We start from the raw sequence: 20,655 nt of genomic DNA, 5'->3' as shown, positions 1-20,655 counted from the left end.
GAGTCGTCCAGCACTACTCATGATGCAACAATCTGCTCTGATACTCGCACCGATACGAGACCGTAATATCTGATCTTTGGAGGTTTGTCAGTCATGCTTAAAATTACTCAGGCTCCTACAAGACCAATTCCGGTGCTACGGAAATTTTCTATTGCTGGAATTGCTTCCTCCGATCACACTAACAAAAACCTGACCCTCAGTGTAGACAGTCAACTGAAAATGACTGGCCCGATTGTCGATCAAAAAGGCGCTTGGCGAATCGATTTTTTGTTTCAGCAGGCGGGTCATCATCACCTCAATATTGCAGTTGATGATGAGAGTGTTAACCTCAGAGTCCAAGTTATTGGCGGTAAAGTCCAACCTGGAACCTCTCCTGTTCCTCCACCCCCCCCAAAAGCCTCATCACCTTCCTCAGAATTATCAACATCAACTTTGGAGGAGTTGGTCAAGGAAGCCTATGAAAAAGGCGCTTCCGATCTCCACATTGGTGTAGGTAAGGTTCCTTCCTTCCGAAATCGTGGTCTGATGGAAGCCACAAAATATCCCATAACCGATGAGGCAACTTTTTACAGTTGGCTGCAAGAAGTCTTAAAACCAGAAGATATCCGGCGTTTTCAAGAAACTATGGACTTTGACGGTGCAGCTCAATATAAGTTTTCTAGAGTCCGGATTAATGTATTTAATACCGTCAGGGGGCCTGCCATGGTCATGCGGTTAATTCCGCTGAAAATTATGACCATCGACGAGTTGAACTTACCGCTAGTTTTAAAGGATATCTGCCATCACCAAAAGGGTCTGATTTTGATAACTGGCCCCACTGGATCAGGTAAATCAACCACTTTGGCAGCGATGATTGATTACCTCAATGGCATGCCGAAGCATATTATTACCATTGAAGACCCCATTGAATTTGTACACGACAATCGCCAGGCCCTGATCGATCAACGAGAAGTCGGCATGCACACCCTGGAGTTTGAGAAGGCGCTCAGAGCATCTTTGCGGGAAGACCCTGATATTATCTTGGTTGGGGAAATGCGCGATCGCGAAACAGTGAACACGGCAATTAAAGCAGCACAAACCGGACACTTAGTCTTTGCTACCTTGCACACTAACAGTGCTGTCAAGACGATGGAACGGATTTTGACTCTTTATAACCCAGATGAGCAAAATGCTCTACGCTTCCAGATAGCAGAGACTTTCGTGGCAGTAGTTGCTCAGAGTTTGGTAGTCACCACGGATGGTAAGCGTACTGCTGTTCAGGAAATCATGATCAACACCGACACAATTAAAGACTTGATCAAGCGCGGCGAACTTGCAGAAATTGAAGCCTTGATTCCTGAGTGCACCATTGACGGTATGTGTACGATGAACCAAGCTCTCTATAGGCTATACGAGGAAGGTCAGATTACTGAAGAGACAGCACTCAATACATCACCCAACTCTAACGAAATGATCAGAATGCTTAAGGGTGTACTGAGGTAAGCCACCCCTCAACCTCCTGGAACCAAAAAAGACCATAACCTTTGCTGGGTTTGTACTAATTAGATTTGTAAGATGCTGTCTTTTTCAAGATTGTGCAAGACTTGGGAAGTTGTACACTTAGCTTTCAGCAGATTGAGGAAGTGAGATGGATCTAGAATACCCTGAGGACTTGAAATATCTTGACAGCCACGAATATGCACGCCTAGATGGTGAAATTGCCACCATTGGCATCAGCGCTTTTGCCATTGACCAGCTAGGCGACTTGGTGTTTCTGGAACTACCGGAAATTGGCGACGCCTTAGAAAGAGGCGAAAGCTTTGGCAGCGTTGAATCTGTAAAGGCGGTGGAGGATTTGTACCCTCCTGTCTCTGGTACGGTTATTGAACGTAACGAGGCAATGATCGAATCCCCTGAACTAATTGCAGAAGACCCCTACGGTGAAGGTTGGTTATTAAAACTGCGTATTAATGACCCGGATGAACTCGAAGATGCCCTGTCTGCTAATGAGTACCGGGCCCAGGTGGAAGGAGACTGAGATTTACCCTTAAAACCTTCGGAGGGGGAGTTTTGGGGGACAAGGACGACAAGGACGACAAGGTCAAAAATATTTTCCATCTCCCCCATCTCTCCCCTCTCCCTGATCTTCTTCTTGATGTAACCAGCAAACCATGACGGGCTCTACTGCAACTCTGCTAATTTCCTGTCCCGATCGCAAGGGACTAGTCGCCAAAATTGCCAACTTTATCTACTCTAATGGGGGCAATATTATTCATGCAGATCAACATACAGACTTTGCTACTGGGCTATTTCTCACTAGACTGGAATGGCAGCTAGACTCATTTAACTTACCACCAGAGTTAATTGCACCAGCTTTTGAAGCGATCGCTAATCCTTTGCAAGCCCAATGGCAACTGCATTTTTCTGATAGCATCCCTCGCATTGCTATCTGGGTAAGTCGGCAAGACCATTGCCTATTAGACCTCATTTGGCGGCAACAGGCAAAAGAGTTCTCGGCAGAAATTCCCTTAATTATTAGCAACCATCCAGATCTTAAGGCTGTAGGGGAGCAATTTGGCGCCGACTTCCACCACATTCCGATTACTAAAGAAACTAAAGTTGACCAGGAAGCCAAACAACTAGAATTGCTACGCCATTACAAGATTGATTTGGTAATTCTTGCCAAATATATGCAGGTTCTCTCTCCCGAATTTATTGCCCAATTTCCGAAAATTATCAATATTCATCATTCCTTCTTGCCTGCTTTTGTTGGTGCTAAACCCTACCATCAAGCTCATCAGCGAGGCGTCAAGATTATTGGGGCTACTGCCCACTATGTTACCCCGGATCTAGATGCTGGGCCAATTATTGAGCAAGATGTAGCGCGAGTTAGCCACCGGGACAGTATTGTTGATCTAATTCGTCAGGGTAAGGATTTGGAACGAGTGGTTTTAGCTAGGGCGGTACGGTTACATTTGCGCCATCGGGTGTTAGTTTATGGCAATCGGACGGTTGTGTTTGCTTGAGACTCTGGTAGATACACCTGCTGGATGGTTCTGCACAGGGTGTTCAAGGGGAGATAAGGAAAACAGGGGGAAAATAATTGGCCAAAAACTCAAAAAAAAGGAACTGATAACTGCAAATTAGTCTTTTATCGTGGCTTCCCAAATCGGTTTTTAAGGAATCAATACTCTAAATAAATCAAGTTCTTCAGCTTTGTTTAATGCCTGATCAAAGGTTGCTCCTTGACGCATAGCTAAATATATCAAGACTACTGCCGAAGATCGCATGGCATTATTGCAGTGTACTAAAACAGGTTTAGGTAACTCTTTAATCTGCTGGAGAACTTGACTAATGCTTTCCTGATTGATTGCTTCAGTCTTTAGAGGTAAATTTCTATAGTGTAGTTTGAGCAAGTAAACCTGTTCTTGCTCCTCAATCAAAAAATCTTCCTCATCAGGCGAACACAAATTCAGTACAGACTTAAATCCTTGTTGGGCAATCTGTTGTAGTTCTGTTAGTGTAACTTGCCCCGAAATTGCCAATTCGTCACTAATTTTTCTAATTTTTATCATCAAGTTCACTTCTCTGTAGTAGTGATCCAAAAACAGCCAAAATTAATTTTTAAGATTTTGGGATTTCACTACCTAGAATACAAGCAGTTTTTTATCTGTTTTATTTTTTAAACATTTTCTTAGGCTAAATTTCATTATTACTTTTCTGAGAAAACACACCTACTGTAGGGTGTATCACTTTGCCGGAATACACCCTATAATAGTAAGCTGGAGAACCTCAAATATCTGCTTTGAGTTGTAAGATTAGGAAAAAAATCAAGCAGCAGCATCATCGAATTGCTATACAGGTTCTCATCAAGTTAAATTAGTCAATCTCTGTTGCCTAGATTTTCGGCATAGTCACAGTGAGAATACCATCTCTAACTTCAGCCTCAACCTGGTCTTCTTGAACTAATACAGGTAACGGAATAACACGCTTGAACTTACCGTAATGAAGCTCGGTGCATAAAAGATCTTGTGGTTCAATAGGTTTTTTATGCCGATGTTCTCCCGCAATTGAAATTGATTCTTGACAAACTTCTACCTCCACCTCTTGAGACTGCAGTCCAGGAATTTCTGCTCTCAAAATCATCTCTTTGTCCGTTTCTTCGAGTTCGATTGGCGGTGACAAAAAGCCTTCAAGGGCGCTGGTTGTTAAAGATAAGCTATCTTCACCGCTGATCATCTCACTAAGTAGGCGATATATTTGGGAGCGAAGGTACTCTAATTCGCTAAGTGGTTGCCAATTCATTAAGGTCATTAGTCTTTTCCTCTCATTTTGATTTTGTTTATATATATATTTTTGGGGGATATGCAATCAAAAAAACTGCCTGTTTCCCACCTTCGCTAGAATAGGTTGCTTGAATTAACTTAAAAAGCGGAAATTTCCTTCTCCCCTTTTCTGGTCTAGTAAAAGATTTGGAGGAGAGAGGGGAGCGGTCAGAGACTTTACTGGAAGTTAAGTCACACATTTGTTAAGTGGCTTAACTTAATTAAATCAACTTTATTTATAAATGTTGTAATAATTCTAGGCTTATTCTAAGAAAGAAAATTGAGGAACTTGTGAAGTAATAAAAAGCTCTAAAAAACTTGAGTTTTTTGCCAAGTCTTAGATAACGGCTGAAGATTTGCCGGATAGAGTGCATACTCCCTAAATTTTGCAGATATAGCAGTTATAGGTTGAGTTTAATACACTGTGGCCCTCTTATCTGGCTTACTCGCCTTTCCAGCCCAGAACCTCTGCTATTTGAGCAGATAACTGTAGCGGATCAAAAGGCTTAGCAATTGTCAAATTCATGCCGAGTTCAGTATATCGCAGACGGTCACTAACCTGCACCTTAGCTGTTAGCAAAATCACCGGGATATTTTGGGTTGCTGGATTCTCCCGCAACTGTTTAAAAGTAGTAGTACCATCCATATCAGGCATCATCATGTCCAAGAGAATAGCATCCGGCTGCTCAGTTTTCGCTTTAACGAGACCTTCAGAACCTGAACTAGCAGTTACAACCCGCCAACCTGCTACTGTCTCTAGACAAATCTGGGTCACTTCCCGGATATATTCCTCATTATCAATCACTAGAATTTGCTTGGCTGGCATTGCCCCTTTCCTCATTGTTGGTGCTGCAAATCTTGTTTAGTGGCACAGTGAAAGAGAAAGTAGTCCCTTTCCCCAGAGTACTTGTCGCCCAGATGCGACCTCCATGCTGTTCTACGATACTACGACAAATGGCCAGACCTAAGCCCGTACCCTCATTGTTGCGCGAGTCAGAAACATCAACCTGTTGAAAACGCTCAAAAATGATTTCCAGCATATCAGGAGGAATACCTCGCCCCTGATCTTTGACATCGAATTGAATCTGAGTGCCTTGATCTTCGCCTATTAGCCAGACATTTGCACCTTGAGGAGAAAACTTAATCGCATTATTCAGCAGATTGGTCAAAGCCTGGATAATGCGGTCAGAATCAGCCCACAACTCTGCTGATACAGTTCTAACACATAAGCTGACGCCCGCCTTTTCAGCGATGCCTTGCATTAACTCTACTGCCTTGATCATCAGTTCAGCAGCATTGCAACTGTGCTTTTCCATCGGGGCTTTACCCGACTCAATGCGCTCAATGTCCAGGATATCGTTAATCAGTCGCATTAAACGATTAGTGCTATCTATGGCAATTTCTAGTAAGCGCTGACTCTTGTCGGGTTGAGTATTTAGCAAGCCACTAGCCAGCATTCTCAAAGAACCATTAATCGAAGTCAGAGGGGTGCGTAGTTCGTGGCTAACTACAGCAATAAATTCATCTTTCATCTGCTCTACTAACAAACGTTCAGTAATGTCTTTAAAAGCAATTACTGCGCCTGAAATGTCACCTTGTTCTCGAATTGGTGTACTTACATAATCGACAGGTAGGTGGTGACCATCTTGGCAATAAAACACTCCATTAATTAGCTGATGGGCGGTTCCGCTTTTGAGAGTAGCGTAAATAGGAGATCGTCTAAAAAGCTCTTGAGTTGCTGGGACACCGGGAGGAGTTAAAATTAAGCTGATCGGCTGACCAAGCAGTTGTGCAGCCTGATATCTCAACAGCCTCGCTGCCGCTGGATTAATAAAGGTGACTTTTCCTGCTAAATTCAGACCACAAAGACCTTCTCCCACAGAATCCAAAATTAGCTGATGGTGACGGCTGAGTCGTTGTAGTGACTCCTGAGCTTGCTTGCGCTCGGTAATATCGCGCAAAATAATCGTCAATACAGTTTCCCCCGGTAATTCTAAATGGGAGAGGGAAGCCTCAGCCGGGAACTCTGTTTGGTCACGGCGGCGGCAAAATACCTCCAGACATTCTTTGACTTCTCGCGCTGTGGTGAAAGCTTGAGCTAAATCAAAGATTTGCCGAGAATTAGTTGCCACCAAACTAGTCGGTAAGAGCCTGCTAAGGGGTTGATTGACCACTTCTTGAGTACGGTAGCCAAACATCTCTTCCGCTTTTTGATTAAATAGGGTGATACATTGCTGGGCATCTACGGCAATAATCGCATCGTTGGCAATTTCCAAAATGCCAGCAAAGCGAGCCTTCGAGATTTGCAGTGCTCTCTCTACCTGTCGACGTATGTCCAGTTCTAATGCTAGTTGATAGTTGACGCTGACCCATTCAGCCGTCCGCTCTGCTACTCTAATCTCTAGCTCCTCTTTGGCTTTTTGTAGGGCTACTTCTGCTTGCCGTCTTTGAGCCAATTCCCCTTGCAACTGTTGATAAAGTTCCGACTGCTGAATGGCGATCGCTAATTGGTCAGCAACGGCACAGGCTAATGCTACTTCTGCATCTTCCCAGGGGAAGCTCTCTGGGCTTCTTACTAGAGAAAGAATACCCCAAACTGAAGAGCCAATGCATAAGGGAATTAACAGCCAAGCACCGGGAAAAACTTGGGCTAACTCTCGGTTAATTTTATCCTTACAACTATTAGCGTCGTCTAGCCGAACTACTTCTAAGGACTTGAGTCGGGCAGTAATCTCATTGTTTTCATCAGGAATTCCTCTACCTAGACGAGTCTCTAAATCTGGATTTTGACAATACTCTTCCACACTCAGCCATAGTTGCTGTTGCGGTAAATATTGCATAATTGATACCCGATCAACGGCTAATAGTTGTGTAACCTCAACTACTGTAGTGGCAAAAATAGTCTTCAAATCAAGAGAGTTGCGCATCGCTTGAATCACCCGATTGAGTAACTTCTCTCTTTGCGCCTGCTGTTGAGTTTGTTGATAAAGTTGGCTCTGTTGGATGGCAATGCCTACTTGCGTTGCCAGTTGAATCAGTAAATTAAGTTCCCATTGCTGCCATTGCCTCGGTGCGTTACACTCATGGGCAATCAGCAGCCCCCACAACTGCTCTCCTTGCAAAATGGGAACGACTAAATTCGCTCTTACCTGGAGCGGACTGAGTAAATCAATGTAACACTGACCTAGACCAGCCGTGTAAATATCTGCCACCGCCATCACCTTTCCTTGGCGGTAAGACTCGATGCAGTTGCTCTCAAAACAAGGATCCTTAATATGGACTCCCAGCAGGGAATCCCAATCAGGATCTACAGACTCTACCGTCACTGTGCCACTCCAGTCTTGCTCAAAGCGGTAGATAATTACTCGGTCAGTCTTGAGTAACTGCCGTACTTGGGACACAGTAGTATTGAGAATTTCCTCTAAGTTCAAAGACTGACGGATGCGGTGAGCAATAGCCCCGATGAGTCTTTCCCGTTCAGCTTGTTGGCGCAGGTTTTCCTCTAACTGCTTGCGCCAGGTGATATCTTCTGCCACCACCACTAGGCGATAGAATTGACCAGCGGCGTTTTTTACAGAAAAAGAACGCGACCAAATCCAGCAGACTGAGCCATCGGGTCGGATAATACGATACTCCTGATTGAATTGTGTTGAGGTTTGCACATCGTTAACCAAGGCGGTGTAGACGCGCTCTCGATCTTGTGGGTGTATCACCTCTAGCCAAGAGTACGGCTGCTCATAGAGACTCTCGCAGCTACAACCCCAAACCTCTTCATATGCTGGACTGACGTAGATTACCTCCCCAGCATTAGGAGAGAGCAGAAAAAAGACTCCATTGACATTCTCGGCAATTTGGCGGAAGCGCTCTTCACTCTCTTGCAGAGACTGCTGTGCTAGTTTACTAGCTGTGATATCCCGAATTAGCCAGCGTAAACCGATGGGTTTTTCGTGGGAGTCCAGTATCACTGTTACTTTAACTGCCGCAGGAAAACTATGGTCCTGATGGGGGGTAAGATGTAGTTCTTCCCAGCTATAGGCCTGCTGCTTGGCTAGTTTTTGCAACTGGATGCGAAACCGGCTACGCTCTGCTGGAGCCACAAAAACAGCTAAGGGTTTACCAACAAATAGTTGACTCTTTCCCCAGAACAGGGTTCTTGTTGCTTGGTTGACCTCTTCAATGATGCCCCTCATATTGGTAACTAAATAGCCATCGGGAGCAAAATTGAACAAATCTAAATAACGCTGTCGCTGCGTTTCTAGCGACTCGTGAATTACCACCAATTCTTCGTTTTGCAGGCGCAGTTCTTCTTCGAGTACCTGGGTTTCTTCCAGGGTATTTTGTAATTCTTGGTTAACCAGCGCTAAGTCAGTGGCGCGTCGCTCTAAATCCTGGCAAGTTTTGTAGAGTATGTTTTCTGTCAGCCTAGCTTGAGTGATGTCAATGCCAGCACAAATGATCAATTCGGCTGAACCTTGGTCGTTCAACAAAATTGTACTAGACCAAGAAATCACTCGCTTGCTGCCATTTTTAGTTAACCAGCCAGTGGTGTGATCAATCGGCTGTTGACCAGAGTGCAATCGGGCAAAAACCTCATTAACGGCGGTTAACTCTTCTGTTGGCACAAACAAATCCCGGGCCACCTTACCCTGAACTTCTGCAAAAGAGTAACCAGTAACTTGCTCACAGGTATGGTTAAAGCGAACTATTTGCCCCTCAGTATCAAGCACTACCACCAGCGCGCCAACGGTATTTAACAGCGCCGCTATCAAGTCACGCTCTTTTTTTAAGGCTTCCTCAATCCGCTTGCGGTTGGTAATATCGCGCCCCACTGCTTGGAACTCTGCCAAGCTACCTGCTTGATCAAAAATGGCGCGAGTGGTCCACTGTAGCCAGTAAAAAGACCCATCAGGAGTGGTAAAGTGGTGTTCCCAAGTGATGGGATGAGCGGGTGGCGAAGACCGCAAGTTTGCCAGTTTCTCCGACATTGAGGCTTGTTCTGCCTCGCTCAACAAAGACAGCAGATTCTGACCAATTAGGGTATTGTGGGTTTTGACCAGAAATTTGCAGCAGGCTCGATTAACAAAAGTCAGGGTGCCATCGGGGAGAAAACGACAAATTAACTCTGTCTGATCTTGCACAATTGTCCGGTAGCGTGCTTTACTCTCTCTGAGAGCTACTTCCATGCTTTGGTAGTCTGTCGCTTGGTTGGCCAACTCAGTGACGTGACGCCTGAGTTCCAATTGTGTTACCACTTGGCGAGCCAATTTTTGCAAAGCTTTGAGCTGTTTTTGAGTAAGTGAGCGGGGTTTTTGGTCGAGTACGCACAGGCAGCCTAAGGCGTATCCTTCGGGTGTTCTTAAGGAGACACCAGCGTAAAAGCGTAGATGAGGAGGAGAGGTGACTAAGGGATTTTGGGCAAACCGTTCGTCAGCTAAGGCATCGGGTACAATCAGAGGCTCTGATTGCTCAATTGTCTGGGCGCACAAGGCAATTTCCCTGGGTATTTCTTGGAGATCTAAACCCACCTTGGACTTCAACCAGAAACGCTCCGTATCAATTAGGCAAATTATCGCCATCGATGTATCGCAAATCTGGGCAGCTAACTCGGTAAGATCATCGAAAGCTAGTTCGGGTTCTGTATCGAGAATTTGATACTGCCGCAGAGCTGCTAAGCGTTGGGTTTCCTGAGCAGGCGGGGGGGCTTCCATGACAAAATTTCGGACTCTAATGAAGATTGGTCGCGCTTGGCTCTGCTGTTGTTGTATCCGCAGGGAAGATGCACCCGTTACCGCGCTCCTTCGCCTTGGCTAGTGCCGCGTCAGCAGAGCGATATAAAGACTGCAAGCTCGTACCATCTCCAGGATACTGAGCTATTCCAGCGTTGAACATTAGCCGCAGCTGAGGATCACTCTCTAGTTGGTGGCGGATTTCGCTAACAGGACTTTCCTCCAAGAGGCGCTCAGATGTCAGGAACTTTCGTTGACGCAGACTGGCCAACACTTCAGCTAGGCGTTGTATGGAATCTCGTTTGTTCATGCCGTACATCCCTAGAATAAATTCTGCCCCACCCCAGCGAGCAATAACATCTTCACTCCTAAAGGATTCCAGCAGCAATTGTCCAATCCGACGCAACAGTGCATCACCAAACTTATGGCCATAGTGATTATTAAGTTCCTGGAAATGCTGCACAGCAATAATTGCTAAGGACACTGGTTGTTGATGTTGCTTAGCTAGATGCAATAATTTCTCTAACTCCTGAGTTGAGCTGTGGCGGTTGGCAACTCCGCTTACTGGATCAGTTTGAGGTATACGAGAAAGGAGTTTGAGCCGTTCTAGGCGATTGATAATCCGAGAAACCAGTTTTGTCCCAACCACTGGCTTGCTCACAAAGTCATCGGCACCAACGGCAAACAACTGATTCACCACCGTAGCATCTGTGTGAATCGTCAGGAAAATCACGGGCAATGCATTCCAGCGAGAATCATTGCGTACCACCTGGCAAAGTTCGATACCGCTGATCTGAGGCATCTCTACATCTAAAATGAGCAAGTCTGGCGCGAAGTCTTCTAGGGTTTCCCAAAAATGTTGTGGATTGTTGAGAGTTTTCACCTTCATGCCCCAAGGCTCAAGAAGGCTACGCAGAATGGTCAGTATTTTCGGGTCATCATCCACTACCATTACCCTAGAGGTAGTTTCTTCTGCTTTTTGTAGCACTTCAGTGACTGCTTCCATTACTTGCTCAGCAGCTAAAGGCTTGCGCAAAAAAGTATGTCCCCCCAAACGGGCGACTTCCAGACGAGTGCTTAAACTATCTTGAGCTGTCAAGACTAATACTGGTGCTGGTGGAGTCTGGCGAGTTAATTCTGCTAGTAGCACTAAACCTGCTTTGGGGTTATCGGAAATAGCAGGATCGAGCAGTACTACCTGAAGGCTTTGCTCAGCGATCATTTCCCTTGCGGCAGCTAAATTTGTGGCAATTTCTGCCCTAATTCCCCCATGAGCCGCCTCGGTAGCCAACTGCTCGCTCAATTGGCGATCGCTTTGTATGATCAATAATCGAGGTTGTTCGTTTTCCTGCGTGGTTGTAGCTGCAACTGCGGTGTCTGGTACTCGCTCGATTTCCCTACGCAAGGCAGTTGCTAGTTTCTGTAGATGTAAGGTTTCTCTGGGTTTCCAGGATGGGCGAGCTTGAAACATATGTTCTATTTTGAGCGCCAATCGGGAACCTTCAGCGAAGCCAAAAGTGCTTAAAGAGCCTGCTAGGGTGTGAGCTTCTCGCTCTGCTGGTTCTGCTAGCTCCTCAGTAAGCTGCTGTTGAGCCAAAGCGGTAACAGCTTGCTCTATCACCGCCACCTGTTTACTAATCCTGTGTTGGTAGCGCTCCCAAATTACCGCAATTTCTGAGAGTATTCTCCCACTAATTTTGTCACTATTATTAGTCGGTACGCTCACTAGGGTTGTCGCTTCAATTGGCTTGAGGCGGTAACCTATGCCGTAAACTGTCTCTATTAAATTAGTGGGCGCTCCGGCAATTTTTAGTCTTTTACGTAGACTTTTAACATGAGTCCTGACTGCTTCCTCTCCTGGTGCTTCTTCAAATGTCCACAGGTGCTCTAAGATTGCACTGCAGCTAAACACGCGGCGATTGTTTCTCAAAAACAGCTCTAAGAGTGAATACTCCTTGGGAGTCAACACCAAAGGCTGTATGCCATAGGTAACTTGGTGGGTAGTGGGATCAAGTTCTAGTTTTCCCCATTTTAGGGTAGGCAAAGAGGTGGAGTTTCCTCTGCGCAGTAAAGCTCGAACACGAGCCATTAATTCTTGCTCATCAAAGGGTTTGACAATATAGTCATCAGCTCCTGCATCTAAGCCTGTCGCTTTGTCATCACTGCTATCCCGTCCCGTCAATAACAAAATTGGTACTTGATAGGCTTGCGATCGCAACTTGCGGCAGAGGCTAATCCCATCCAGTTTGGGCAGAACCACATCCAGCAGAATTAAGTCATAAATAAAAGTCTCTGCCAGTTCCAGAGCTGCTTGACCATCGTGAGCAGTTTCAACTAGATAATTTTGCTTAGATAAAACTACTTTTAGTACCTCAGCCGTTAGCTGGTCATCTTCTACAACTAAAATCCTCATTGCGGATTCTTTCCTTAAAGGAATAGCAAAGAAACTATAGAATCGATAACTCTGCCCAAGCAACATCAAATGCTTATGGAGTTCTCCATCTTCCAGGTTACACCGGCCACTCTAATTTTTTACTACCTCAGGTCGATGCGCTAAGAGATGGGAGGCAGAAGTTGGGTGTATTCTTCAGCTACCCAAGGCAACAAGCTATTAATTAGCAATTTTCTCTGTTTAGTCGATATCTTCAGCGAATTTTTCCTGTTTCCTCACAAGTTCCTCAAATTGTTTTTCTATAACTTTTATTAGCGAACAAGAGATACCAATCTGTTTAGCAACTTCCGAAAGCAAAACTTTTATTTGTAACTCGATTAGTAACAACCAACTTTTTTCACCAAATTAAGTTCAGAGTGTCTAAAACAGTTACACAGAAAGCATTGCTAAATCACTGAAGAGCAGTCAGGGCGCTCTTCTTTTCCCTTTGGAGGTTGCTTATTGTGAGGAGGTCAGCATAATTTCCCTAAATTGGGTCAGTATCCGCTATGGCTATAGCAGTCCTCAATAATTCCTGAAAAAATTGACCAGAGATCGACGCAGATGCGGACAAATAAAATAAACTAGGCAGTTTTCATAATTTATCTAGGATTGCTATAGTAATCGGCGCTGTAACCAAGGACTGAAAATTGCTTTAAGGAGGTTTCTATGTTTCAGAAGATTCTCGTAGCTTTTGATAACTCCAGCAACGGTCAAGCTGTTTTTGAGCAGGCGCTTTCCTTGGCAAAATTGACGGGTGCTAGCTTGATGCTGCTGCATGTCCTTTCTGAAGGGCAAGAAGGCGCTCCACAGTTGGCTAGTTTGTCTGGGATGAGTTATTATCCCGGTCTGCGCGAAGATGCCGTGATCAACTATCGCAAGCAGTGGGAGGCTTTTGAGAACAAGTGTTTAGAGCAATTACGCTCATTGACAGCCCAAGCAAGTACAGCAGGAGTCAGTACGGAATTTACCCAGAGTGTTGGTGAGCCTGGTCACAGAATTTGTGAGTTAGCTAGTAATTGGCAAGCTGACCTAATTTTTGTGGGCCGTCGGGGTCACTCTGGTTTACAGGAGTTGTTCTTAGGAAGTGTAAGTAACTACGTTCTCCACCATGCTCCCTGCTCAGTTTTTATTAAGCATTCTCAAACTATCGACAATAGCCAAGTTTCGTCAGAAAAGGAAGTAGAATTAACGATTTAATCTGTTCAGCAGGAAAAGGGAAAATTGAGCTTTTAACACTAGAATCTGGATCATAGCTTCAATTTTCCATTAACCCATTGACTCGCAAAGCGATAATTTAACTCCTGCCTTTTTTGGTAAAGTACCAGGCTTTGTTGGTTCTTAGCCTTCATTGCTAGGCTAAAACAACGAGCAAGTAGCTTATGTCTAAGCGAATTATTATTGACCCAGTTACCAGGATTGAAGGTCACGCCAAAATTACCATTTATTTAGATGAAGCGGGACAGGTAGAAGACGCTCGTTTTCATGTCACAGAATTTCGGGGATTTGAAAAGTTCTGTGAAGGTCGTCCTTTGTGGGAGATGCCGGGACTCACCGCCCGCATTTGCGGTATTTGTCCTGTCAGCCATTTGTTGGCTTCTGCCAAAGCTGGCGATTGCATTTTGTCGGTAAAAATTCCACCTGCTGCCAAGAAACTACGCCGCTTGATCAACCTGGCACAAATTATCCAGTCTCATGCGCTGAGTTTCTTCCACCTCAGCGCCCCAGATTTGTTGTTGGGTATGGATAGTGACCCAGCAACACGCAATGTATTTGGCTTAATTAGTGCTGAACCAGAACTGACCCGTCGTGGCATCAGGCTGCGCCAATTTGGTCAAGAGATTATTGAGTTACTGGGAGGTCACAAAATTCACCCGTCTTGGGCGGTTCCTGGTGGTGTTAGAGAACCCCTATTTGAGTCGGGACGCAGCCATATTCAAAGCCGCATTACTGAAGTTAAAAGTACAGCCATCGAAGCTTTAAATCGCTTCAAAAACTTACTTAAAGACTACCACAAAGAAGCCCAAACTTTTGGCAATTTCCCAACTTTATTTATGGGATTAGTTGGCGCTGATGGTTCGTGGGAACACTATGATGGCAAGATTCGTTTCGTGGATAGTGGTGGCAATATTATTGCTGATCAACTAGACCCGAATAACTATCAAGAATTTCTGGGGGAAGCTGTTGAGTCTTGGTCTTATTTGAAGTTTCCCTACTATCGTCCCCTCGGCTATCCCCACGCTAGTGAACACTGCCATTTGGATAGTGGCATTTATCGGGTTGGACCACTGGCACGCCTCAACATCTGTAGCCATATTGGTGTACCTTTAGCTGACCAGGAGTTACAAGAATTTCGAGACCGAGGCAAGGGAACAGTTAATTCATCGTTTTTCTATCACTATGCCAGACTAATTGAGATTTTGGCAGCGATCGAACAGATAGAAATAATTTTAGATGACCCAGATTTAGTTACTGGTAGATTACGGGCTGAGGCTGGCATTAACCAACTAGAAGGTATTGGTGTTAGTGAAGCACCACGGGGTACTTTATTTCACCACTATCACGTTGATCAGTATGGTCTAATTCAAAAAGTAAATTTGCTCATCGCCACAGGTCAAAATAACTTGGCAATGAATCGTACTGTAGCGCAGATTGCCCGCCATTTTATCCAAGGCCCTGATATTCCTGAAGGTATGCTCAATCGGGTAGAAGCTGGAATTCGTGCTTTCGATCCTTGCTTAAGTTGTTCAACCCATCCAGTAGGTCAAATGCCTTTGCATGTTCAATTAGTCGGGCCGGATGGTGGTGTAATTGATCAAGTCTGGCGAAATTAGTCGGGCGTCTTTTATGCGTAAGTAATAAGCATGCCCTTGAGCGGAGCGAAGGGTAATAATATTATCACCCTTCGCTGCGTTCATTTGCCCTTCAGCCATGCTCCGCAAACGTTTAGCGTCTCCGAAGCATCTCCGAGAGAACAGGGCATGCTTATTACTTCAAAAGTATTTGTAATCAACATTTGGGTAATTGATATAAAATATGAAACGCGCCTGGCTTGTCTTGCTCATCTTGTTGTTGGCACTATTCTTACTGGGTATGTTGCCAATGTCCTTAAGAGACCAAACCAACTTAATTGCTGGTCTATTAACATCAACCAAAAACATCCCTTACTTCAAAGATTGATTAGGAAAATTAACCCCAGATGCACACAGACAAAATATGTATCTTTCACAATTAATCTAGAATTGTTATAGTAGTGCATGCTTATTATTCACAACAACAACATTCTTGACCTGATGAAATTCAGGTATACTTGGCAAGACATTAATAAACTTTATAATTTTTTACTGGAGCAAGGAACTTTTGTTTTTCCTACTTTAGAAAATGGTTTATTCCCTGCCGCTCTAGGGACTCCAGCAAGTGAATATACTGGTTACAGTAGTGTTTGGGTAAGGGATAATATCTATCTTGCTTATGCTCACTATACTTTGGGGCAAGTTGATGTTGCTCTTAACAATGTCAACTCTTTAATGACTTATTTTAAGAAGTATAGCTGGCGTTTTACCAACATTATTGAGGCTAAAGTAGACCCCCAAAATGTGATGGCAAGACCGCACATTCGATTTGAGGGGTGTAGTCTTACAGAAATTGAGCAAAAGTGGTCACACGCACAAAATGACGCTCTAGGATACTTCCTGTGGTTTTATTGCAAGTTAGCTAGTGAAGGACTACTAAAAATTCAGCCAGAGGATTTAGAAACCCTGGCACTTTTCCCCTTTTATTTCCAAGCAATTAGTTATTGGCAAGATGAAGACAATGGTCATTGGGAGGAAGTTAGAAAAATAGAGGCTTCTAGTATCGGAGTGGTAGTTGCAGGGCTTAAAGCACTCAAAGAGTTACTTATTGAACCTTCTTTAGCCCCTGACTGTCAATATAAAAGCCAGTCTGTAAGTCTCCATTTTTTAGACGAATTAATTACCCAAGGTACAGCAGCACTCAATAGTATTCTACCCGCAGAATGTACTCAACCAGAACCTAAACAAAGGCGGTACGATGCGGCTTTACTGTTTTTAATCTACCCCTTGCAAGTCGTAGCAGATGAGATGGCTGACCAGATTCTCCAGGATGTACTCAACAATCTGCAAGGAAATTACGGTATCAAGCGATATTTAGGGGATTCTTTTTGGGCGGCTGACTACAAGAAAAAACTTGTACCGGAAGCAAGAACAATTGATTTTAGTAATAATATGTCTTTTCGAGATGCTCTACTTAAAGAAGGTGAAGAGGCTCAATGGTGCATTTTTGACCCAATTATTTCAGTAATTTTCGGTCTGAAGTTTCAAAAGCATCAACAAACAGAAATTCTCGAAGAACAAACAAAATATCTCAATCGTTCTTTAGGTCAACTGACGGCAAAAGACTGCGAATTTGGAGAAGACAAATGTCCCGAACTGTATTGCCTAGAAAATGGTAAATACGTGCCCAATGAGGCAACCCCTCTTCTCTGGACGCAGGCTAATTTAAGTATAGCTTTGAAAATCATGGAGCAGAATTTGCGGCAATTCAGTTGAGCTAAAAATAAATACTTGAGAGTTTTTTCCTGGAATCGCCAAAGTTAGGCTTAAAAAAGCTCAACATGGGTTGAGCCGTCTAATAATATAATTATCAAAATATCCGAGATTCTCAGCAAGCTTCCAGAGCCGGGTTGCACATAGTATTGGGGTCTTCTCCCACAAAAACTGGATTGATGTAATAATCGTAAAACGTTTGCCCAGTTGCCTCATTAAAAACGGTAATGCGTCCCGTATTTGGAGTTAGAACTACTCGTACCCGTCCGTCACTTCCCGCATAGTCTGGTCCTGGGAGTTTTGTTAACGTACCCCGAAATATGAACTCTCCTTCACTGATTTGAATGTTAATGTGGTCAGGGTCGGAGACAGTTGTATAAGTCGTAGGATTGCTGTTATTACTATTACTTGAAGAATTCGGTTTATTACTTGAAGAGTTCAGTCCCGATGTATCCCAGTAAACATAGACAGATTCATCGGCGAGTCGATAGATTTGACCGAGCTCACCTAAACCTGACTGGCGGTAGGCAGGTTTGCCATACTGGTCAGTGTAGTTACCAGGCTCAGAACCCTTGGGACTAAGTGAGTAGCTGACGCCATCTTGCCGCTCAATATGAACAGCTCCTTGGCGCTGAGAGAAGGTGCAGGGCACCACAGCTGAGGCAGAATCTTCTCCAATGGGATAGACGTCACAACGAGCATTTACCGTTTGCCCATAGGCCGCAAGATTAGTACTCAAAGAGGTAATGACTGCTGCCATCGCTGGGACAAGTGTTTTAATTTTCATAGTTTTAGGTTTAAAGACAGCTCTGACCAACGTCTTTGAACACTTTTGACATCTCAATATCGGATGTATCTTACAGCATTTTCTATCAAAAAAAGCCAGGGTAAACACAGGAACTCTCTCTCTATGATCAGCTCACAAGTTCCTCACACGGAGTTTGTAACCTGAACTCAAGCTGATTCATTTGGTTGGCAGAAGTTCTCCGGAGCTTATCCTAGACGTATCAATTAAGAGTCAAGAGAAAATATCCATCTCTTGACTCTCCTTATCAAAAATTTCTCCAGACAGCCCTAACTGTAGCTTTACCTCCTCTACTGCTGGTAAAGGCGCACACCAGCCAAGATGAAATCAATTGCTTCTTGGGAATGCTTCTGGAGCATTTCTTGACTCAGCATGTTCTGTTCTGGCCAGTGATGCTTTAAGTTCTCTTGACCAACGAAGTAAAAAACGCAGATACCAATTAAATTGATTGCAGTGTGTCGTGGTTCTAGCTGGCGAAATACCCCTTGTGCTATTCCCTGCTCCAAGATATTACTTAGGCTGGTATAAACCGTCATCGCACAGCTTTGTTTGTAATACTTACCTTGGTTTTGTGTTCCTTCGTGACAGAGAATTAAGGGCAAGTTGGGGTTGAGAGATAAGCAAGTAAGCAGTCCTTGTACAAATTGATCTAGGGCTTGCTCCGCCGACATTTTATCGAACTCTAGCTGTTGGCTTACCTGCAAAAAATTAGCAAAGGCTCTCTCTAGTACTGCCTGATACAATCTCTCTTTGCTCTTGAAGTAATAATAAATCATCGCCTTGGTCACGCCCGTTTGAGCTGCCATGGTTTCGGTGCGAGCACCGCTCAATCCGTGCTTAGCAAACTCTTCTTCAGCTGCATCCAAGATTTCTGTCTGAGTTGCTTCTGAGTTTCGGGTATGTTTAGCGGCTTTTGATGAGTCTCTTATGTTGGCTTTAGCGACCACAGTTATACAATTTTTTACTTAATTTTTAGTCGAAATAATCACCGTAGACCTTTTATTTCAAGGTTTGGCGGCTTTTAAACAGCTTTTGTGTCTTGCTTTTGTGTCTTGACGTAAAGACAATTGTATCTAATTATATTAACTAACTTGTTAGTTAACAAAGTTGTTTGGCAGCACCTGCGGCGGCAACTTTGATCAGAAACCATTGCAACTCTAAGTACTGACATTGAGAAACTCTCAGCGCCAATCTTGAGAAGAACTGGGAGGGAATCAATTGTTTGCCAAAAATGACTTTAATGATTGCGACACCAATTTATCAGGGTAAGCCAGTGCCGAGGAGACTTTGATCATAAAAAATTATGAACTACGAAGCAGCCGAACGCCAAAACTCACCAGACTTAGACTTAGTTCCAGAAAAAGAGCAGCCACCGCTTCCCGAAGATGAAATAGAGGCAGTTGCAGCAGATCAATTCAAAAAACAGCCTAAGTTCACTCGACTGGTTGTTCTAGGAGTTGGAGCAATTGCACTTACCTTAGGTTTAGTTACGGGTTGGAAGCACCTTAAGAGTAGTGCTCCACAAACAGCAGAAACACCAGCGATTAGGATTCTTCCCGTTAAAACTCTACAAGTTGAGCCAGTCGCTTCCTACCAAGTTTCAAGAACTTATACAGGAGAAATTGCTGCACATCGGACTAGTTCCTTGGGTTTTGAAGGCTCTGGCAAGTTAGTTTTAATCAATGTTACCGAGGGAGAGCAAGTCACCGCCGGAACAGCTTTAGCCAAACTCGATGTTAGTAACTTGGAGACTCAGCGTCTGGAGTTACTCGCCCAAAAAGCCCAAGCAGTAGCATTACTTGAAGAATTGCAGGCTGGCCCTCGTAGTGAAAAAATTGCCGCCGCCCGTGCTGCGGTGCGCAACCTGGAAGAACAACTGAAACTGGAGCGCACCAAACGCTTCCGACGAGAAAACTTATATGCGGAGGGCGCAATTTCTCAAGAGCAACTTGACGAAGTAAGCTTTAACAGCAATGCCCTAGCAGCACGCTTGGAAGAAGCCCAAAGCAATTTGTACGAATTGCAAGCAGGAACACGCTCAGAACAGATAGCAGCACAACAAGCAGCCGTCAGACAATTAGAAGCACGTCTGGCTGATCTGGAAGTCACTATAGGTAAGAGCACCATCAAAGCTCCTTTCTCAGGCACAATTGCAGCCCGCCTGGTAGATGAAGGAACAGTTGTCTCTGCGGGTCAAGCAGTAGTGCGTTTAGTCGAAAATGCTAAGCCAGAGGCGAGGATTGGGGTTCCGGCAATAGTAGCTTCTGAACTCACAGTAGGTAGTAAGCATCAGTTACGAGTCGGACAAGAAACTTACGAAGCACGAGTTTCCTCAATACTGCCGGAAGTTAACCCAACCACCCGCACCCAAACAATTTTACTCACCTTAGAACCGTCGGCAGCACCAGTAGTCACATCTGGACAGACGGCACACCTAGAAATTAACAAAACCATCCCTACCGATGGTTACTGGCTACCAACGGAAGCTTTAGTGCAGGGAGAACGGGGTTTGTGGTCTTGTTACGTTTTGGTAGAAGTGCCAAGGGAAGCATCTGCTGAACTACCTCAACATTTCCGTGTCACAGGGCGGACTCTAGAGATTTTGCATACCGAAAGCGATCGCGTTTTGGTGCGGGGAACGCTCCAGCCGAGGGACAGGGTAGTAGAAAGTGGGACACATCGTCTTGTTTCTGGTCAGTTAGTGCGCCCTGCTGAGTTTTGAGGCAAGGGGGACAAGTAAATGATGTGATAACGAACGGAGTGAAGGGCAATAAGTCAAAATCAAATAAATAAGCCCAAAATTCAGACTAATTCAAGAGAGCCA

General features: G+C 44.4%; 14 protein-coding genes. 7 read left to right on the top strand and 7 right to left on the bottom strand.

Annotation, left to right across the window (positions count from 1 at the left end; genetic code table 11):
* The first annotated feature begins 93 nt into the window (after nucleotides 1-93).
* From ACT7WV_RS03700 to purU, 3 genes are all read left to right on the top strand, one after another.
* Nucleotides 94-1,482: a type IV pilus twitching motility protein PilT gene (locus tag ACT7WV_RS03700; protein WP_445101601.1), complete on the top strand. Its 1,389-nt coding sequence runs from the start codon at nucleotides 94-96 to the stop codon at nucleotides 1,480-1,482.
* 145 nt (nucleotides 1,483-1,627) lie between these two features.
* The gene (gcvH, locus tag ACT7WV_RS03695; RefSeq protein ID WP_445101600.1) at nucleotides 1,628-2,017 is read left to right on the top strand and encodes a glycine cleavage system protein GcvH; all 390 of its coding nucleotides are present in this window, start codon (nucleotides 1,628-1,630) and stop codon (nucleotides 2,015-2,017) included.
* 133 nt (nucleotides 2,018-2,150) lie between these two features.
* Entirely contained in the window at nucleotides 2,151-3,005 is an 855-nt protein-coding gene (purU, locus tag ACT7WV_RS03690) for a formyltetrahydrofolate deformylase (protein ID WP_445101599.1), read from the top strand.
* Between the two features lie 150 nt (nucleotides 3,006-3,155).
* Here purU and ACT7WV_RS03685 read toward each other — a convergent pair whose 3' ends face one another.
* From ACT7WV_RS03685 to ACT7WV_RS03665, 5 genes are all read right to left on the bottom strand, one after another.
* Nucleotides 3,156-3,554, bottom strand: a complete 399-nt coding sequence (locus ACT7WV_RS03685) for a protein tyrosine phosphatase family protein (RefSeq protein ID WP_445101598.1) — start codon at nucleotides 3,552-3,554, stop codon at nucleotides 3,156-3,158.
* A gap of 322 nt (nucleotides 3,555-3,876) precedes the next feature.
* Nucleotides 3,877-4,293, bottom strand: a complete 417-nt coding sequence (locus tag ACT7WV_RS03680) for an Hsp20/alpha crystallin family protein (RefSeq protein ID WP_445101597.1) — start codon at nucleotides 4,291-4,293, stop codon at nucleotides 3,877-3,879.
* Nucleotides 4,294-4,746: 453 nt separating this feature from the next.
* Nucleotides 4,747-5,130 (bottom strand): response regulator, encoded by a 384-nt coding sequence (locus ACT7WV_RS03675; protein ID WP_445101596.1) that lies wholly within the window; start codon nucleotides 5,128-5,130, stop codon nucleotides 4,747-4,749.
* Nucleotides 5,102-10,012 carry a PAS domain S-box protein gene (locus ACT7WV_RS03670; protein ID WP_445101595.1) on the bottom strand — a complete coding sequence of 1,637 codons (4,911 nt, stop codon included), beginning with the start codon at nucleotides 10,010-10,012 and terminating at the stop codon, nucleotides 5,102-5,104. The genes ACT7WV_RS03675 and ACT7WV_RS03670 overlap by 29 nt, the downstream gene beginning before the upstream one ends.
* Before the next feature lie 16 nt (nucleotides 10,013-10,028).
* Nucleotides 10,029-12,443 (bottom strand): response regulator, encoded by a 2,415-nt coding sequence (locus tag ACT7WV_RS03665; RefSeq protein WP_445101594.1) that lies wholly within the window; start codon nucleotides 12,441-12,443, stop codon nucleotides 10,029-10,031.
* Between the two features lie 687 nt (nucleotides 12,444-13,130).
* On the opposite strand from ACT7WV_RS03665, the gene ACT7WV_RS03660 reads away from it, so the two are divergent.
* The 3 genes from ACT7WV_RS03660 (at nucleotide 13,131) to ACT7WV_RS03650 (ending at nucleotide 17,029) form a co-directional block, all read left to right on the top strand.
* Entirely contained in the window at nucleotides 13,131-13,661 is a 531-nt protein-coding gene (locus ACT7WV_RS03660) for a universal stress protein (RefSeq protein ID WP_445101593.1), read from the top strand.
* A 182-nt stretch (nucleotides 13,662-13,843) separates the two neighbouring features.
* Complete coding sequence (locus ACT7WV_RS03655; RefSeq protein WP_445101592.1) at nucleotides 13,844-15,295, top strand: Ni/Fe hydrogenase subunit alpha; 1,452 nt, start codon at nucleotides 13,844-13,846, stop codon at nucleotides 15,293-15,295.
* A 423-nt stretch (nucleotides 15,296-15,718) separates the two neighbouring features.
* Nucleotides 15,719-17,029 (top strand): glycoside hydrolase family 15 protein, encoded by a 1,311-nt coding sequence (locus ACT7WV_RS03650; protein WP_463424142.1) that lies wholly within the window; start codon nucleotides 15,719-15,721, stop codon nucleotides 17,027-17,029.
* A gap of 112 nt (nucleotides 17,030-17,141) precedes the next feature.
* Here the strand turns inward: ACT7WV_RS03650 and ACT7WV_RS03645 are convergent, their stop codons facing one another.
* Nucleotides 17,142-17,813 (bottom strand): hypothetical protein, encoded by a 672-nt coding sequence (locus ACT7WV_RS03645; protein ID WP_445101590.1) that lies wholly within the window; start codon nucleotides 17,811-17,813, stop codon nucleotides 17,142-17,144.
* 308 nt (nucleotides 17,814-18,121) lie between these two features.
* On the bottom strand, nucleotides 18,122-18,778 hold the full coding sequence (locus ACT7WV_RS03640) for a TetR/AcrR family transcriptional regulator (RefSeq protein ID WP_445101589.1): 657 nt from the start codon (nucleotides 18,776-18,778) through the stop codon (nucleotides 18,122-18,124).
* Between the two features lie 356 nt (nucleotides 18,779-19,134).
* On the opposite strand from ACT7WV_RS03640, the gene ACT7WV_RS03635 reads away from it, so the two are divergent.
* Nucleotides 19,135-20,553, top strand: a complete 1,419-nt coding sequence (locus tag ACT7WV_RS03635) for an efflux RND transporter periplasmic adaptor subunit (protein WP_445101588.1) — start codon at nucleotides 19,135-19,137, stop codon at nucleotides 20,551-20,553.
* The last annotated feature ends 102 nt before the right edge of the window (nucleotides 20,554-20,655 follow it).

Source organism: Symploca atlantica LB2515, from assembly GCF_052546295.1.
This window is presented reverse-complemented; position numbering and strand designations above follow the sequence as displayed.

Coding starts and splice junctions, on each gene's coding strand:
- purU (WP_445101599.1), top strand. CDS start 2,151: ATGACGGGCTCTACTGCAACTCTGCTAATTTCCTGTCCCGATCGCAAG.
- ACT7WV_RS03665 (WP_445101594.1), bottom strand. CDS start 12,443: ATGAGGATTTTAGTTGTAGAAGATGACCAGCTAACGGCTGAGGTACTA.
- gcvH (WP_445101600.1), top strand. CDS start 1,628: ATGGATCTAGAATACCCTGAGGACTTGAAATATCTTGACAGCCACGAA.
- ACT7WV_RS03645 (WP_445101590.1), bottom strand. CDS start 17,813: ATGAAAATTAAAACACTTGTCCCAGCGATGGCAGCAGTCATTACCTCT.
- ACT7WV_RS03675 (WP_445101596.1), bottom strand. CDS start 5,130: ATGCCAGCCAAGCAAATTCTAGTGATTGATAATGAGGAATATATCCGG.
- ACT7WV_RS03700 (WP_445101601.1), top strand. CDS start 94: ATGCTTAAAATTACTCAGGCTCCTACAAGACCAATTCCGGTGCTACGG.
- ACT7WV_RS03685 (WP_445101598.1), bottom strand. CDS start 3,554: ATGATAAAAATTAGAAAAATTAGTGACGAATTGGCAATTTCGGGGCAA.
- ACT7WV_RS03680 (WP_445101597.1), bottom strand. CDS start 4,293: ATGACCTTAATGAATTGGCAACCACTTAGCGAATTAGAGTACCTTCGC.
- ACT7WV_RS03635 (WP_445101588.1), top strand. CDS start 19,135: ATGAACTACGAAGCAGCCGAACGCCAAAACTCACCAGACTTAGACTTA.
- ACT7WV_RS03655 (WP_445101592.1), top strand. CDS start 13,844: ATGTCTAAGCGAATTATTATTGACCCAGTTACCAGGATTGAAGGTCAC.
- ACT7WV_RS03650 (WP_463424142.1), top strand. CDS start 15,719: ATGCTTATTATTCACAACAACAACATTCTTGACCTGATGAAATTCAGG.
- ACT7WV_RS03670 (WP_445101595.1), bottom strand. CDS start 10,012: ATGGAAGCCCCCCCGCCTGCTCAGGAAACCCAACGCTTAGCAGCTCTG.
- ACT7WV_RS03660 (WP_445101593.1), top strand. CDS start 13,131: ATGTTTCAGAAGATTCTCGTAGCTTTTGATAACTCCAGCAACGGTCAA.